The following is a 14899-nucleotide window of genomic DNA, read 5'->3' on the forward strand; positions in this document are numbered from 1 at the left end:
CTTGAGCCGGGACCCAGGGTTCGGGCTGCTACAGCACCTGAGCAGCTCCATCGGGCTGAGGGCTCGGTCTCGGCGCAGGGCCGGGAAGACGGGGAGGAGGAGGGGGGCGCGACGCAGGACATCACCCGCTCGTATAGCCGTTCTCCACATCCAACGCCTTCGCTTCGGCGCTGCGTTCCGACGGATCGCCGTAGCCGCCGCCACCGGCCGTCTGCAGGCGGAAAATGTCACCCTTCCAAGCCGGCACGCTGGAGACCTTGGACGGCAGGTCCTCGGTCTTGCCCGTGGCCGCGCGGGTCACCGTCAGGCGGCCGGGCTGGCCCGGCTCGCCGCCGGCAAGGCCGTAGGGGCGTACCTTGAAACGGTCCAGGTTGGCGGCGAACACGCCCGTCGGGGTCTCCAGACGGTAGGCGCGGGCGAGGCCCAATCCGCCGCGGGTGCGGCCTTTCCCGCCGCTGTCGGGCACCAGGGCGTATTCCTGGAATTGGATGGGCAGGCTGTTCTCCAGCATCTCCATCGGCGCGTTGGAGATGTTGTGCAGCCCGCAGGAGAAGCCGCTTGCCCCGTCCTCGTCCGGATGGCCGCCCCAGCCGCCGCATTCCAGGTCGAAATACACCTGCCGGCTGCCGTCGGCATGGATGCAGTTCATCGCCGTGGCGTAGCTGACCCCGTAATAAGCGGCGGGCACCTTGCCCGGGATCGCCTGGTGGAAGGCGCCCATCACCGCGTTGACCACCCGGTGGCCGGTGGCCATGCGGTTGGCGACCGGGGCGGGGTAGCGGCAGTTCACCACCGTGCCGAGCGGGGCCGTCACCCTGGCCGGGCGGTAGCAGCCGGCATTGGCCGGGATCTCGGTGCCGAGAGACATCAGCACGCCGCACATGGCGGCCGAATAGGCCATGGCATAGGTGCAGTTCACCGGGCCCTTGGCCTGGGGGCTGGAACCGTCGAGGTCGATCGTCATGCCGTCGCCCTCGACGGTCAGCGTCACGGCGATGCGCAGCTTTGTGTCCCGGTCGATGCCGTCATCGTCGACGAAATCCTCAAAGGTGTAGGTGCCGTCCGGCACGTCGCGGATCATCGCCCGCATGGCCGCCTCCGACTGGTCCTGGATGCGGGCCATGGCGGCAGCGAGCAGGTCGGGGCCGTAGCGGGCGACGATGCGCTTCAGGTTGGCGGCACCGGTCTCCAGCGCGGCGAGCTGCGAGGCGAAGTCGCCGCCGACATTGGCCGGCTCGCGGGTCTGGCGCAGCAGCAGCTTCACTACCGCCTCGTTGCGCTTGCCGCGCTCGGCGATCTTGAGCGGCGGGATGCGGAAGCCCTCCTGCTGGATCTCGGTGGCGCTGGGGTCGTAGGACCCCGCCGCCCCGCCGCCCACGTCCAGGTGATGCACCAGGATGCCGGCGATGGCGATGCGTCGGCCCTCATGGAACACCGGCTTGAAGGTCTGGATGTCGGACAGGTGCTGGCCGCCGGCATAGGGGTCGTTGGTGATGATGATGTCGCCGTCCTCCCACTCCTCGATCGGGATGTGGTTGGCCAGGATCTCGGCCAGGCAGGAAGGCATGGAGTTCAGGTGGATCGGGATCGCCGTGGACTGGCCGACCGCCCCGCCATCGGCGTCGAACACGCAGGTGGAATAGTCCAGCAGGTCGCGCACCACCGAGGACCGGCTGGTCCGCCAGATCGTCACCCCCATCTCCTCCGCCGCCGCTACCAGGGCGTTGCGGATGATCTCCACCTGGACGGGATCGAGCTCGGGCGCGCTCATGACGCATCTCCTTCGGCGGTCAGGGTGGCGATCAGGGCACCGCTGGGATGAACGGTGAGGGCCCATCCAGGCGGGATCAGCAGGGTGGAGTGGGCCTCCTCGATGATCGCCGGACCGTCGAGGGAGGCGCCGGGGCCGAGTGTCTCGCGGTCGATAATGGCGGTCTCGCGCAGGGCTCCGGCGAGACGCACGGGCCGGCACGCCTTCACGGTCACGTCCTTGCCGCCCTCGAAGGGCCGGGCCGCCGGCTTGCTGAGCCGGCCTGTGGCGGCCATGCGCAGGGTGACGATCTCCGGCGTCACATGCCGTTCGGCGTGGGCGTATTGCCGCTCGTGGGCGTCGTGAAAGGCGGTCACGGTCGCCGCCAGGTCGCCGTCGAACGGCACGCCGATCTCGTAGGCCTGGCCCGGATAGCGCAGGTCCAGGGTGACGGGGTAGGTGCGTTCGCCCTCCGGTATCCCGTCGCGGGCGAGAGCCTCCTCGCCGTCTGTCCTCATCTCGGCGATCAGGCTCTCGACCTCACCGAGATTCGCGGCCTCGGCCTTCATCAGGCGGGAGCGGGCGATGTCGTGCACCACGTCGCTGAACAGCATGCCCCAGGCGCTGAGCGTGCCGGGGTCGCGGGGGAAGACCACACGGGCGGCGCCGATCTCCGCGGCCGTGTCGCAGGCATGCAGACCGCCAGCCCCGCCGAAGGAGATCAGGGCGAAATCACTCGGGTCGAGCCCCTTCTCGAACAGCGAGAGCCGGATGGCCGAGGCCATGTGGGTGGTCGCGATGGCGACGATCCCGTCGGCCGCCGGTCCTTCCTCCAGCCCGAGCGGCTTCGCCACCTTCTCCGACAGGGCCCTGCGGGCGCCGTCCACGTCGAGGTTCATGGCGCCGCCGAGGAAGAAGTCCGGGTCGATCCGCCCCAGCGCCACATTGGCGTCGGTGACGGCGGGCTCGGTGCCGCCGCGCCGGTAGCTGACCGGACCCGGTGTGGCGCCCGCGCTCTCCGGGCCGACATAGAGCCGGCCGGTCTCGTCGACCCGGGCGATGGAGCCGCCGCCGGCGCCGATGGTGCGGATCTCGATCATCGGCAGGCGGACCGGCAGTCCGTCGACCTTGCCCTCGGTGACCAGCCGGATGGCGCCGTTGTCGACGATGGAGACGTCGTAGGACGTGCCGCCCATGTCGACGGCGATCAGGTTGCCGATGCCGAGCTCGGCTGACAGCACCTCCGCCGCCCTGGCCCCGCCGGCCGGACCTGACAGCAGCAGGCGGGCCGGCTGCTCGCCCGCGGTCTCCGGCGTGGTCACCCCGCCGTTGGACTGCACCAGATAGACCGGCGCGGTGATGCCGGTGTCGGACAGCCGTCCGCGCAGCTTGGAGAGATACGTCTTCACCACCGGCATCAGCAGGGCGTTCAGTACGGTGGTCGAGGCGCGCTCGAACTCGCGGATCTCCGGGCTGACCGCGTGGGAGCAGGAGACATAGGCGTCCGGCAGCTCCTCCTGCACGATGCGGGCGGCCTCCAGCTCGTGCTCCGGATTGGCATAGGCGTGCAGCAGGCAGATCGCGATGGCCTTGGCGCCGGCCGCTGCCGCCTTTCGGGCGGCGGCGCGCACGCTTTCGACGTCCAGCTTGCGTTCCACCGTGCCGTCGGCCCGCAGCCGCTCGGCCACCGGGTAGCGCCGCGAGCGCGGGATCAGCAGGGCGCGCTCCTCAGCCTTGTTGGCATAGACCAGGCTGCGGAAATGGCGGCCGATCTCCAGCACGTCGGTGAAGCCCTCGGTCATCAGCAGCGCGCCGGCCGGCAGCTTGCGCTCCAGCACCGCGTTGGTGGCGATGGTGGTGCCGTGCATGATCGCGCGGATGTCCGACAGGGCGAATCCGAGCCGCTGGGACGCCTCCACGATGCCGGCGATCAGCCCCTCCGACGGGTCGGCCGGGGTGGTCGGCACCTTGTGGGCGTCGGCCGCCCCGGTTTCCTCGTTCAGGATCTGCAGATCGGTGAAGGTGCCGCCGATATCGACGGCGATGCGGATGGCGGCCAAGGCGGAACCTGCATGTAAGACGGGCGGGAGCGGCTATGACAGAGGCCCGTCCCCACCGCGTCAAGACGCGATCTTGGCAGGGGGAACGGCTGCGCCTAGGCTGGCCGGCATTCAAGTCAGGAGCCTTTCCATGCCGATCATCAACCGCATCGCCGACTTCCACGAGGAAATGACCGAGTGGCGCCGGGAAATGCACGCCCATCCCGAGACCGCCTTCGAGGAGGTCTGGACCTCCGATTTCATCGCCAAGCGGCTGGAGGAGATCGGCGTCGACCATATGGAGCGGGGGCTGGCCAAGACCGGCATCGTCGCGACGATCAAGGGGAACGGCGGACCGGGGGGGCGGATCGGCATCCGCGCGGATTTCGACGCGCTCGACATCATCGAGGCCACGGGCAAGCCCTGGGCGTCGAAGATCCCGGGCAAGATGCATGGCTGCGGCCATGACGGCCACACCGCCATCCTCCTGGGGGCGGCGCGCTACCTGGCGGAGACCCGTAATTTCTCCGGCGAGGTGGTGCTGATCTTCCAGCCGGCCGAGGAGAACGTCGCCGGCGGCCGGGTGATGGTCGAGGATGACGGGCTGTTCGAGAAGTATCCGGTCGACGCGGTCTACGGCATGCACAACCGGCCGGGCCTGCCCGTGGGCAAGATCTGCATGCGCCCGGGCCCGTCCATGGCCGGTGCCGACATGTTCGAGATCTTCATCCATGGCTATGGCGGCCATGCCGCGCGGCCGCACAAGACCATCGACCCGATCATCGTCCAGGCGCAGATCGTGCTGGCCCTTCAGTCCATCGTCAGCCGCTCAACCGACCCGCTGGACAGCGCGGTGCTGTCTGTGACCCAGGTCTCCGGCGGCCATACCGGCAACGTGGTGCCGGACCTGGTCTATATGCAGGGCACCGTGCGGACCTTCCGCCCGGAGGTCCAGGACATGGTCGAGGCCAAGATGAAGAAGATCTGCACGGCGATCGCCGAGGGCTTCGACTGCACGATCGAGGTGAAGTACGACCGCCGCTATCCGGCCCTGGTCAACGATCCGGTCCATATCGAGAAGGCGGCCGCCATCGCCCGCGAGCTGGTCGGCGACGAGAACGTCGACACCGACGCCGAGCCGGTCATGGGGGCGGAGGACTTCGCCTACATGCTGCAGCACCGCCCGGGCTGCTACATCAACCTCGGCAACGGGATCGGCGACGACGGCGGCGTGAACGTCCACAACCCGGCCTACGACTTCAACGACGAGGCCCTGCCCTACGGCGCGTCCTACTGGGCGCTGCTGGTGGAGAAGCTGCTGCCGAAGGCGGCGTAAGCGGCTGGGCGCATTGATCGCTCAGTGAATCTTACCTCTTTCCCGTCTTCCCGGCCTCGCGCCGGGACCCAGCCATCGGCGTGCCGGAGCGTAACCCGCTATGCTCCGGCCGCTCCTCCTCTCGGTCCCGGCGCGAGGCCGGGAAGAAGGGGGAGTAGCCCGCGCACCCCCCCCCCCCGCAATTCGTCCTGTACGCCGGCAACCCGTTCCGCGTTAAGGTTCGTGCCAACAGAACCACACCCCCGGACGCGCCGGCCGCGCCCACCGGGGACGGATGAACGGGAGGACGTGCATGGCGAAAGCATTCGCGAGCCAGGGGGACCTGGGCGAGAAGAAAATCAGCTTCACCGAGGTCGGCAAGGATCTCTGGGCCTTCACCGCCGAGGGGGACCCGAATTCGGGCGTCATCATTGGCGATGACAGCGTCATGATCGTCGAGGCTCAGGCCACCCCGCGCCTGGCGCAGATGGTGATCGACAAGGTCCGCGAGGTCACCGACAAGCCGATCACCCACGTGGTCCTGACCCACTACCACGCCGTCCGCGTGCTTGGCGCCAGCGCCTTCGGTGATGTGCAGGTCATCATGTCGGACAAGGCTCGCTCCATGGTGGTGGAGCGCGGCCAGGAGGACTGGGACAGCGAGTTCCAGCGCTTCCCCCGCCTGTTCGAGGGCCATGAGAGCATCCCCGGCCTGACCTGGCCGACCACGACCTTCTCGGATTCGATGACCGTCTATCTCGGCAACCGCAAGGTCGAGATCAAGCAGATCGGCCGTGCCCACACTGCCGGCGACGCGGTGATCTGGGTGCCGGACGAGCAGGTCATGTTCACCGGCGACATCGTCGAGTACCACTCCGCCTGCTACTGCGGCGACGGACATTTCGAGGATTGGGGCGGCACGCTGGACGCGGTGAAGGCCTACAACCCGCACTCCATAGCACCCGGCCGCGGCGACGCCCTGGTCGGGCGCGACCGGGTCGATGCCGGGCTGGAATCCACGCGCGACTTCGTGGAGAGCACCTACCGGCCGGCCCAGAAGGTGGCGGCGCGCGGCGGCAGCCTGAAGGACGCCTGGGACGCGGTGCGCGATGCCTGCGACGCCAAGTTCAAGGACTACGCCATCTACGAGCACTGCCTGCCGTTCAACGTCGCCCGCGCCTATGACGAGGCCCGCGGCATCGACACCCCCCGCATCTGGACCGCCCAGCGCGATCTGGAGATGTGGGAGGCGCTGCAGGGGTAGGAGGCCGCCCTAAAGCGGGGAGACCGGCGATGCTTCAGGATCGCTACACGCTCGCCTTCCGGGAATACCCATATGCACGCTGCGCCGATCAGGACGCGGTCGCGCCCGTCCGTCATCCGGTGGTGATCGTCGGCGGAGGGCCGGTGGGGATGACCGCCGCCCTCGACCTCGGGCTGAAGGGCGTGCCGGTGCTGGTGCTCGACGACCACGAGGGCATTGGCATGGGCAGCCGGGCCATCTGCATCGCCAAACGCAGCCTGGAGATTGCCGACCGCCTCGGATGCGGCACGGAGCTGCTCGACCGGGGTGTGGTGTGGAACCTGGGCAAGGTGTTCCACCGCGACCGCAAGGTCTTCGAGTTCAACCTGCTGCCCGAGGCGGGGCACCGCTATCCGGCCTTCATCAACCTGCAGCAGCCCTATTTCGAGAAGGCCCTGGTCGACCGCATCCGCGCCGCCAAGGCGGCGGGTGCGCCGATCGAGATCCGGGGCCGCAACCGGGTTGAGGGGGTGACCACCGCCGAGGGCGGCGTGACCCTGGACGTGCTGACCCCCGACGGGCCATACACGATCGACGCCGACTGGGTGATCGCCTGCGACGGCGCCGGCTCTCCCGTGCGCAACGCGCTGGGGCTCGGCTTCGAGGGCCGGGTGTTCGAGGACAGCTTTCTCATCGCCGATGTGAAGATGGACGCCCCGTTCCCGACCGAGCGGCGGTTCTGGTTCGACCCGCCCTTCAAGTCCGGATCCTCCGCCCTGCTGCACAAGCAGCCGGACAATGTCTGGCGGCTCGACTTCCAGATCGGCTGGCATGTGGACCGGGAGAAGGAACTGCGCGACGAGAATGTGCGCGCCCGGATCGACGAGATGCTCGGCCCGGACATCGCCTACGAGGTGGTGTGGAAATCGATCTACACCTTCCAGTGCCGCCGCATGAAGACCTTCCGCCATGGCCGGGTCCTGTTCGCCGGCGACAGCGCCCACCAGGTCTCGCCCTTCGGCGCGCGCGGGGCGAATTCCGGCGTGCAGGACGTGGACAACCTGGCCTGGAAGCTGACGCTGGTGCTGGACGGCACCGCCCCCGAAAGCCTGCTCGACACCTACGCGGCGGAGCGGGAGATGGCGGCCGACGAGAACATCCTCAACTCCACCCGCGCCACCGACTTCATCACCCCGAAATCCGAGACATCGAAGCTGTTCCGCGACGCCGTGCTGGAGCTGAGCGAGCGGTATCCCTTCGCCCGGCCGCTGGTGAATTCCGGGCGGCTCTCCGTGCCCTGCACCTATGACGGCTCGGCGCTGAACGGCGAGGACGCCCTGCCCGAAGGGCCGCCGCGCAGCCGGCCGGGAAGTCCGTGTCCGGACCTCCCCCTCGACGACGGCTTCCTGCTCGACCGGCTGGACGGCCGGTTCCACCTGCTGACCGTCGATGCCGAGGCGCCCGAGAGGCTGGAGGAGGCCGGAGTCGCGGTCACCCGGCTGGCCCTGTCCGCCCGCGACGATCTGAGCGGGGCGCTGGCCGCGCGCTATCTGGGGGAGGCGGGAGCGGCGGTCTACCTCATTCGCCCGGACCAGCATGTGGTGGCGCGCTGGCCGGCCTATGACGACGGCGCGGTGCGGCGGGCGCTGCGCCGGGCACTGGCAAGGGAGTGACCATGGCCGATCTGATCCTGACCCCGAACATCGACCGGCCCGACGACTTCTACGCCGAGCTCATCGCCACCCATGAAGGCCTGTCGAAGGAGGAGAGCGACGCCCTGAACGCCCGGCTGATCCTGATCCTGGCCAACCATATCGGCGACCGGGAGGCCCTGTCCCAGGCCCTCGCCGCCGCCAGGACCGTTTCGGGGGCGGCCCCGGAATGACGAACGACTAGCGCCCTCCGTCCAGCAACGCTTCCACCTGCGCCGCCCACTCAGCCTGCAGATCCCCCTTGGTATGCGGCTTGCCGGCCCGGCGGAACCAGTAGCCGGCGTTCATCTCGTCGCCTTCCACCCGGTGCAGGTGGGCGTGGACCCAGGCGGCGTCGGCGCCGTCGTCGGCCTGCACCGTCTCGTGCGCCGCCTCCCAGTCGCCCTTGCCTTGGTGCCACAACCCGAGCAGGGCCGGGCTCAACCCGGCGGGCGGGGCGGGGGCGTCCAGAGATCGGCGGAACTCGTCCAAGGTCATGGTCTCCTCCTGTGCTCCCGTCAGTGCTTGTGCCGCACCGCTTCGATGGCGACATTTGGGTAGTCGGTGATGATGCCGTCCACGCCTATCTCGGCCAATGCCTTCATCTCGGCGGCGTCGTTCACCGTCCAGACATGCACCTCCAGGCCGAGCGCATGGGCCTCCTTCAGTTTCTCGGCATTCAGGTCGCGGTAATAGGGCGACCAGATATCGCCGTGCAGGGAGGCGATGGCCTGGGGCACCGAGCCGCCGAAATCGTCGATGTCGAGGCCACCCAGCCAGGGCGAGGCACCGGAGCGTCCGGCCTGCACGTTGTTCAGCCAGTTGCGCTCCGCCGTGAGATAGGAGGTGCGGATCTCCGGCGCGATCCGGTGGACCACCGCCAAGGTGCGCCAGTCGAAGCTCTGGACGATCGCGCGTTCCTCGACCCCGGCCTCGCGGATCTGCGCAACCACCGCTTCGGCGAAGATCTCGGGATCGGCGGTCTGGTCCGGGGCCAGCGGCGACAGCTTGGTCTCGATGTTGAACCGCAGGTCGGCTGGTCCCTCCACCGCCGCCAGCGCCAGCACTTCGGCGAGGGTCGGCACCGGCGTGCCGTCCACCGGGGTCTGGTCGGGGAACCGCTCGGCCACCTTGCCGCCGGGGCGCGCACGGCCGACATCGACCGCGTGCAGCTCGGCATGGGTCATGCCGTGGACCAGCATCGGCGCGTCGATCCATGTGCCGTCGATTCGGGCAAGGTCGGGCGACAGTTCGCGGTCATGCAGCACGACCACGACCCCGTCGGCGGTCATGCCGGTATCCAGTTCCAGAACGTCGACACCCAACGCGATCGCCTCGCGGAACGCGGGCAGGGTGTTCTCCGGCAGCAGGCCGCGGGCACCGCGATGACCATGGATATCCACCGCCAGCGCCGGGCCGGCGGACAGGCCGGCCAGGGCGGCCAGCAGCATCAGGGAACGGCGCATGGGATTGTTCCTCCTTTGGGATCGACCGCTCTTACTGAGAGCGGATTAGTCGTTATCTGGCAAGCACGTAACCCGATGGTCATGAAAGTGTCATGTTGCCGTAATTGTCTCTAAGATATGCCTGCGGCGTGCCGAACACCTGCTGCGCAACCGGGGCCCCTCCGCAACCGCGATCCCCTTTTCGCCAGTTCGGCATCGGCGACGTCGCCAATGATAACCAACCTGTACCGGGGGAAGAGCATGTTCAACTCCAAGACGATCATTGCCGGCATGGCGGGCGCCTTCGCGCTGTCCATGGCGAGCGAGGCGATCGCCGCCACGGAGATCCAGTGGTGGCACGCGATGGGTGGCCGCAATGGCGAGCTCGTGAACGAGATGGCCGACGGCTTCAACGCGTCGCAGTCCGACTACAAGGTCGTGCCGGTCTACAAGGGCAACTACACCGAGACCATGACCGCGGCCATCGCGGCGTTCCGCGCCAAGCAGCAGCCGCACATCGTCCAGGTCTTCGAGGTCGGCACCGCGACCATGATGGCGGCCGAGGGTGCCGTCTATCCCGTCTACAAGCTGATGGAAGACACCGGCACTGCGTTCAATCAGGACGACTACCTGCCGGCCGTGGTCAGCTACTACACCACGCCGGACAACAAGCTGCTGTCCCTGCCGTTCAACAGCTCCACGCCGGTGATGTGGTACAACAAGGACGCGCTGGACAAGGCGGGCGCCAAGGTGCCGTCGACCTGGGCCGAGGTGTTCGACGCCTCGCAGAAGCTGGTCGACAGCGGCATGAAGTGCGGCTTCTCCTTCGGCTGGCAGTCCTGGGTCATGGTCGAGAACTTCTCGGCCTGGCACAACATCCCGATGGGCACCAAGGAGAACGGCTTCGCCGGCTTCGACACCGAGTTCGTGTTCAACAACGACGACGTGATCGGCACCCTGCAGAGCATCGCCGACAGCCAGGAAAAGAAGCTGTTCCAGTATGGCGGACGTCGCGGCGAGAGCCTGCCGCTGTTCACCAACGGTGAATGCGGCATGTGGATGAACTCCTCGGCCTATTACGGCTCGATCGTCCAGCAGGCCAAGTTCACCTTCGGCCAGACCATGCTGCCGCTGAACACCGAGGTGGCGGACAAGGCCCAGAACTCGATCATCGGCGGCGCCACCCTGTGGGTTCTGCAGGGCAAGCCGGCGGCCGAGTACAAGGGCGTGGCCCAGTTCTTCAACTACATCTCCTCGGCTGAGGTGCAGGCCCGCTGGCACCAGGAGACCGGCTACGTGCCGATCACCACGGCGGCCTACGAGCTGTCGGAGAAGCAGGGCTTCTACGAGAAGAACCCGGGCACCGACACGGCGATCAAGCAGCTCAGCCTGAACACGCCGACCCCGAACTCCAAGGGCATCCGCTTCGGCAACTTCGTCCAGGTGCGTGACGTCATCAACGAGGAGATGGAAGCGCTCTGGGCCGGCGAGAAGACCGCCAAGCAGGCCATGGACACCGCCGTGGAGCGTGGCAACGACCTGCTGCGCAAGTTCGAGAAGGCCAACGACTGAGGCCGTCTCCGCACTCCTGGCGAGTGCGCGTGAACCGGGTGTGAAGGCCGGCGCCCAGCGTGCCGGCCTTCCGCCGATGTTGCGGGGGCTGAGATTTGATCAAGCGCGTAACCTTCCGGAACCTGTGGCTGCCCTATCTGCTGCTGCTGCCGCAGCTTGCCGTGACCCTGATCTTCTTCATCTGGCCGGCGGCCCAGGCGCTTTACCAGTCGCTGCTGGTGGAGGACGCGTTCGGCCTGTCGACCGAGTTCGTCTGGTTCGAGAATTTCGAGGCGCTGTTCTCCGACCCGCTCTATCTCGACACCTTCTGGAACACCGTGGTGTTCAGCTTCTCCGTCGCCTTCGCGTCCATGGCCTTCGCCCTGCTGCTGGCGGTGATGGCCGACCGGACGATCAAGGGGGCGACCGCCTACAAGACGCTGCTGATCTGGCCCTATGCCGTCGCCCCGGCCGTCGCCGGCGTGCTGTGGTTCTTCATGTTCAACCCGGTGGTGGGCATCAATGCCTACCTGCTGCGGGGTCTCGGCTATGAGTGGAACCACTATCTCGACGGCGGCGACGCGATGATTCTGGTGGTCATCGCCGCTTCGTGGAAGCAGATCAGCTACAATTTCCTGTTCTTCCTGGCCGGCCTGCAGGCGATTCCGCGCTCGCTGATCGAGGCCGCGGCGATCGACGGCGCCGGCCCGTTCAAGCGGTTCTGGACGATCATCTTCCCGCTGCTGTCGCCGACCACCTTCTTCCTGCTGGTGGTCAACGTGGTCTACGCCTTCTTCGACACCTTCGGCATCATCCACGCCACGACCGAGGGTGGTCCGGCCGGGGCGACGCAGATCCTGGTCTACAAGGTCTACAGCGACGGTTTCATCGGCCTCGATCTCGGCGGCTCGGCCGCCCAGTCGGTGGTGCTGATGGCGATCGTGATCAGCCTGACCGTGGTGCAGTTCCGCTATATCGAGCGGAGGGTCGAGTACTGATGGTCGAGAATCGCCCCTATCTGACGATCCTGTCCCACCTGGTGGTGATCCTCGGGATCATCGTCACGGTGATGCCGATCTGGATCACCTTCGTTGCCTCGACCCATCCGATCGACGCCATCATGGACGGCACGATCCCGATGTGGCCGGGAGACAAGTTCATCGAGAACTACGCCACCGTGCTCGGCGCCGGCGTGGCCGATGCCGGTGGCATCCCGGTCGGCACCATGCTGTTCAACAGCCTGGTCATGGCCCTGGCCATCGCCATCGGAAAGATCGCCATCTCCCTGATTGCGGCCTATGCGATCGTGTATTTCGACTTCCCGTTCCGCATGGCCTGCTTCTGGCTGATCTTCATCACCCTGATGCTGCCGGTCGAGGTCCGCATCCTGCCGACCTTCGCGGTGGTGGCCAATCTCGGGCTGCTGAACTCCTATGTCGGTCTCAGCCTGCCGCTGATCGCCTCGGCGACGGCGACCTTCCTGTTCCGGCAGTTCTTCCTGACCGTACCGGAGGAACTGGCCGAGGCGGCGCGGATCGACGGGGCGGGGCCGTGGAAGTTCTTCAAGGACATCCTGCTGCCGCTGTCGCGCACCAACGTGGCGGCGCTGTTCGTGATCCTCTTCATTTACGGCTGGAACCAGTATCTCTGGCCGCTTCTGGTGACCACCGACGAGTCCTTCTACACGGTCGTGATGGGCATTCAGCGCATGACCCAGGCGGCGGAATCCCTGCCGCTGTGGCACCTGGTCATGGCGACCACGATGCTGGCCATGGTGCCGCCGGTGATCGTCGTCGTGGTCATGCAGAAGCTGTTCGTCAAAGGCCTGGTTGAGACCGAGAAATAAGGAGCGCCTGAGATGGCCGAACTGCACCTCAGCGGTGTTCAGAAGATCTATCCGAACGGCTACCACGCGATCCACGGGATCGACCTGGGCGTGGCCGACGGCGAGTTCATCGTGCTGGTCGGCCCGTCCGGCTGCGGCAAGTCCACCCTGCTGCGCATGGTCGCCGGGCTGGAGACGGTGTCCGACGGCGCGATCGAGATCGGCGGCCGGATGGTGAACAACCTGGAGCCGGCCGACCGGGACATCGCCATGGTGTTCCAGAACTACGCGCTCTACCCGCACATGAAGGTCTACGACAACATGGCCTATGGCCTGCGCAACCGCGGGATGGCCAAGGACGAGGTCGACCGAAGGGTGCGCGAGGCGGCGGGGATCCTGGAACTGGAGCCGCTGCTCGACCGCCGGCCGAACCAGCTCTCCGGCGGCCAGCGCCAGCGCGTCGCCATGGGCCGGGCGATCGTGCGCGAGCCCTCGGTCTTCCTGTTCGACGAGCCGCTGTCCAACCTCGACGCCAAGCTGCGGGTGCAGATGCGGGTCGAGATCAAGCGCCTGCAGCGCCGCCTCGGCATCACCAGCCTCTACGTCACCCACGACCAGGTGGAGGCCATGACCATGGCCGACCGGCTGGTGGTGATGAACGGCGGCCGGGCCGAGCAGATCGGTACCCCGATCGAACTCTACGACCGGCCGGCGACCACCTTTGTCGCCACCTTCATCGGCTCGCCCTCGATGAACCTGCTGGAGGGGACCGTGGCCGAGGGTGGGACCTCGGTGGCGCTGGATTCCGGTGCGTCGATCAACCTGCCGGACCCGCGCCCGGACCTGGCAGGCCGGCCGGTGACCCTGGGCGTGCGCCCGGAGCACCTGACCCCGGCGGCGGACGGCATGACCCTGCGCCTGGACCTGGTGGAGGCATTGGGCGCGGACACCCTGCTGCACGGCCATCTCGACGGCGACGAGCGCCGGCTGGTGACGGTGCGCCTGTCGGGCCATTTCGCCCCTGGCCAGGACTCGGTGCAGGTGGCGGCGACCGATGCGGTGCACCTGTTCGACCGGGAGACGGGCGGGCGGATTTAAATTTGGGCGTCATCCCGGACGACCCCGGGGCTCGACCCGGGGGCGGGCCGGGACCGTTATACGGACGCCGCGGCTGGGTCCCGGCCCGCTCCCGGATCAAGTCCGGGCGCGTCCGGGATGACGAGAGTAGTGGGCGTCATGTCCCCGGGCTCGTATCCAGCACGCCTTCCTGGGCCGGGACCAGATCCACGACACCGACCGTCTCCAGCCCGCCGAGCACCGCGTCGACGGCGATGGTGGCCAGGATGATCCCCATGATCCGGCTGATGATGTTGGCGCCGGTCGCCCCCAGGAACGGCTTCAGCCGGGCAGCCATCAGCAGCAGGACCAGGGTGATCGCCATCACGATCAGCAGCAGGACCGCCGTCAGTCCCTGATCCAGCAGGGTGTTCTCGTTGTTGTCGGTCAGGACCACGATCGCCAGCATGGCGCCGGGCGAGGCGATGGAGGGGATGGCGAGCGGGAAGACCGCGTTGGCCAGGTGGTCGCGCGCCGCCTCCTTGATCTCGATCTGCGATTTCGGCTCGCCGAACACCATGGTCATGGCGAACAGGAACAGCACGATGCCGCCGGCGATCTGGAACGAGCCGAGCCGCAGGCCCAGCGCCTCCAGCAGGTACTGACCGCCGACCAGGAACAGCATTAGCACCACCGTGGCGATCAGCACCGCCCGGATGGCGAAGGCCCGGTGCAGGCGCCGGGGTACCGAACTGGTGGCGTAGTAGAAGACCGGCAGGCTGCCGATCGGATCGACGACCACGAGGATGGTGATGAGGGCCCGCCCCAGATCGGGCAGGTCGATCATGGACAGCATCGGGTCACGGTCTCCGGTCGGTCAGGGGCGGGTCGGGCGGACGGGCTCCATCCTTACCCGCGATCGGGGCAAAAATCCGGATGAATCGCGAGATTTCGCAGGAACCGACGCCGTTCTCGCCGATTTCC

Annotated in this window: 13 protein-coding genes; 8 read left to right on the forward strand and 5 right to left on the reverse strand. The window is 67.7% G+C overall.

What is annotated here, in order from left to right; genetic code table 11:
• Nucleotides 1–121: 121 nt before the first annotated feature.
• Together ACOQOP_RS03850 and ACOQOP_RS03855 are read right to left on the reverse strand one after the other, a co-directional pair.
• On the reverse strand, nucleotides 122–1771 hold the full coding sequence (locus tag ACOQOP_RS03850; protein WP_420565001.1) for a hydantoinase B/oxoprolinase family protein: 1650 nt from the start codon (nucleotides 1769–1771) through the stop codon (nucleotides 122–124).
• Nucleotides 1768–3810 (reverse strand): hydantoinase/oxoprolinase family protein, encoded by a 2043-nt coding sequence (locus ACOQOP_RS03855; protein ID WP_420565002.1) that lies wholly within the window; start codon nucleotides 3808–3810, stop codon nucleotides 1768–1770. The genes ACOQOP_RS03850 and ACOQOP_RS03855 overlap by 4 nt, the downstream gene beginning before the upstream one ends.
• A gap of 130 nt (nucleotides 3811–3940) precedes the next feature.
• Here ACOQOP_RS03855 and ACOQOP_RS03860 point away from each other — a divergent pair, with 130 nt between their 5' ends.
• The 4 genes from ACOQOP_RS03860 to ACOQOP_RS03875 all read left to right on the forward strand — a co-directional run bounded on the left by ACOQOP_RS03860 (nucleotide 3941) and on the right by ACOQOP_RS03875 (nucleotide 8232).
• The gene (locus ACOQOP_RS03860; RefSeq protein WP_420565003.1) at nucleotides 3941–5125 is read left to right on the forward strand and encodes a M20 aminoacylase family protein; all 1185 of its coding nucleotides are present in this window, start codon (nucleotides 3941–3943) and stop codon (nucleotides 5123–5125) included.
• A 292-nt stretch (nucleotides 5126–5417) separates the two neighbouring features.
• The gene (locus ACOQOP_RS03865) at nucleotides 5418–6368 is read left to right on the forward strand and encodes an MBL fold metallo-hydrolase (protein WP_420565004.1); all 951 of its coding nucleotides are present in this window, start codon (nucleotides 5418–5420) and stop codon (nucleotides 6366–6368) included.
• A gap of 29 nt (nucleotides 6369–6397) precedes the next feature.
• On the forward strand, nucleotides 6398–8020 hold the full coding sequence (locus tag ACOQOP_RS03870) for an FAD-dependent oxidoreductase (protein WP_420565005.1): 1623 nt from the start codon (nucleotides 6398–6400) through the stop codon (nucleotides 8018–8020).
• 2 nt (nucleotides 8021–8022) lie between these two features.
• Nucleotides 8023–8232 carry a DUF2783 domain-containing protein gene (locus tag ACOQOP_RS03875; RefSeq protein ID WP_420565006.1) on the forward strand — a complete coding sequence of 70 codons (210 nt, stop codon included), beginning with the start codon at nucleotides 8023–8025 and terminating at the stop codon, nucleotides 8230–8232.
• Between the two features lie 7 nt (nucleotides 8233–8239).
• On the opposite strand, the gene ACOQOP_RS03880 is transcribed toward ACOQOP_RS03875, so the two are convergent.
• Nucleotides 8240–8536, reverse strand: a complete 297-nt coding sequence (locus ACOQOP_RS03880) for a hypothetical protein (RefSeq protein WP_420565007.1) — start codon at nucleotides 8534–8536, stop codon at nucleotides 8240–8242.
• A 20-nt stretch (nucleotides 8537–8556) separates the two neighbouring features.
• A complete protein-coding gene (locus ACOQOP_RS03885; protein ID WP_420565008.1) occupies nucleotides 8557–9504 on the reverse strand; it encodes a glycerophosphodiester phosphodiesterase in 948 nt (315 codons plus the stop codon).
• Nucleotides 9505–9744: 240 nt separating this feature from the next.
• On the opposite strand from ACOQOP_RS03885, the gene ugpB reads away from it, so the two are divergent.
• The 4 genes from ugpB (at nucleotide 9745) to ACOQOP_RS03905 (ending at nucleotide 13957) form a co-directional block, all read left to right on the forward strand.
• Nucleotides 9745–11055, forward strand: a complete 1311-nt coding sequence (gene ugpB, locus ACOQOP_RS03890; RefSeq protein ID WP_420565009.1) for a sn-glycerol-3-phosphate ABC transporter substrate-binding protein UgpB — start codon at nucleotides 9745–9747, stop codon at nucleotides 11053–11055.
• Between the two features lie 95 nt (nucleotides 11056–11150).
• Nucleotides 11151–12032, forward strand: coding sequence for a sn-glycerol-3-phosphate ABC transporter permease UgpA (ugpA, locus tag ACOQOP_RS03895; protein ID WP_420565010.1), 882 nt, complete (start codon nucleotides 11151–11153; stop codon nucleotides 12030–12032).
• Nucleotides 12032–12880 (forward strand): sn-glycerol-3-phosphate ABC transporter permease UgpE, encoded by an 849-nt coding sequence (gene ugpE / locus ACOQOP_RS03900; RefSeq protein ID WP_420565011.1) that lies wholly within the window; start codon nucleotides 12032–12034, stop codon nucleotides 12878–12880. Before ugpA ends, ugpE begins: the two co-directional genes overlap by 1 nt.
• A 12-nt stretch (nucleotides 12881–12892) precedes the next feature.
• Complete coding sequence (locus tag ACOQOP_RS03905) at nucleotides 12893–13957, forward strand: sn-glycerol-3-phosphate import ATP-binding protein UgpC (protein ID WP_420565012.1); 1065 nt, start codon at nucleotides 12893–12895, stop codon at nucleotides 13955–13957.
• A gap of 136 nt (nucleotides 13958–14093) precedes the next feature.
• Here ACOQOP_RS03905 and ACOQOP_RS03910 read toward each other — a convergent pair whose 3' ends face one another.
• On the reverse strand, nucleotides 14094–14771 hold the full coding sequence (locus tag ACOQOP_RS03910; protein ID WP_420565013.1) for a MarC family protein: 678 nt from the start codon (nucleotides 14769–14771) through the stop codon (nucleotides 14094–14096).
• Nucleotides 14772–14899: the final 128 nt, after the last annotated feature.

The organism is Thalassobaculum sp. (assembly GCF_965223715.1).
Taxonomy (GTDB): domain Bacteria; phylum Pseudomonadota; class Alphaproteobacteria; order Thalassobaculales; family Thalassobaculaceae; genus Thalassobaculum.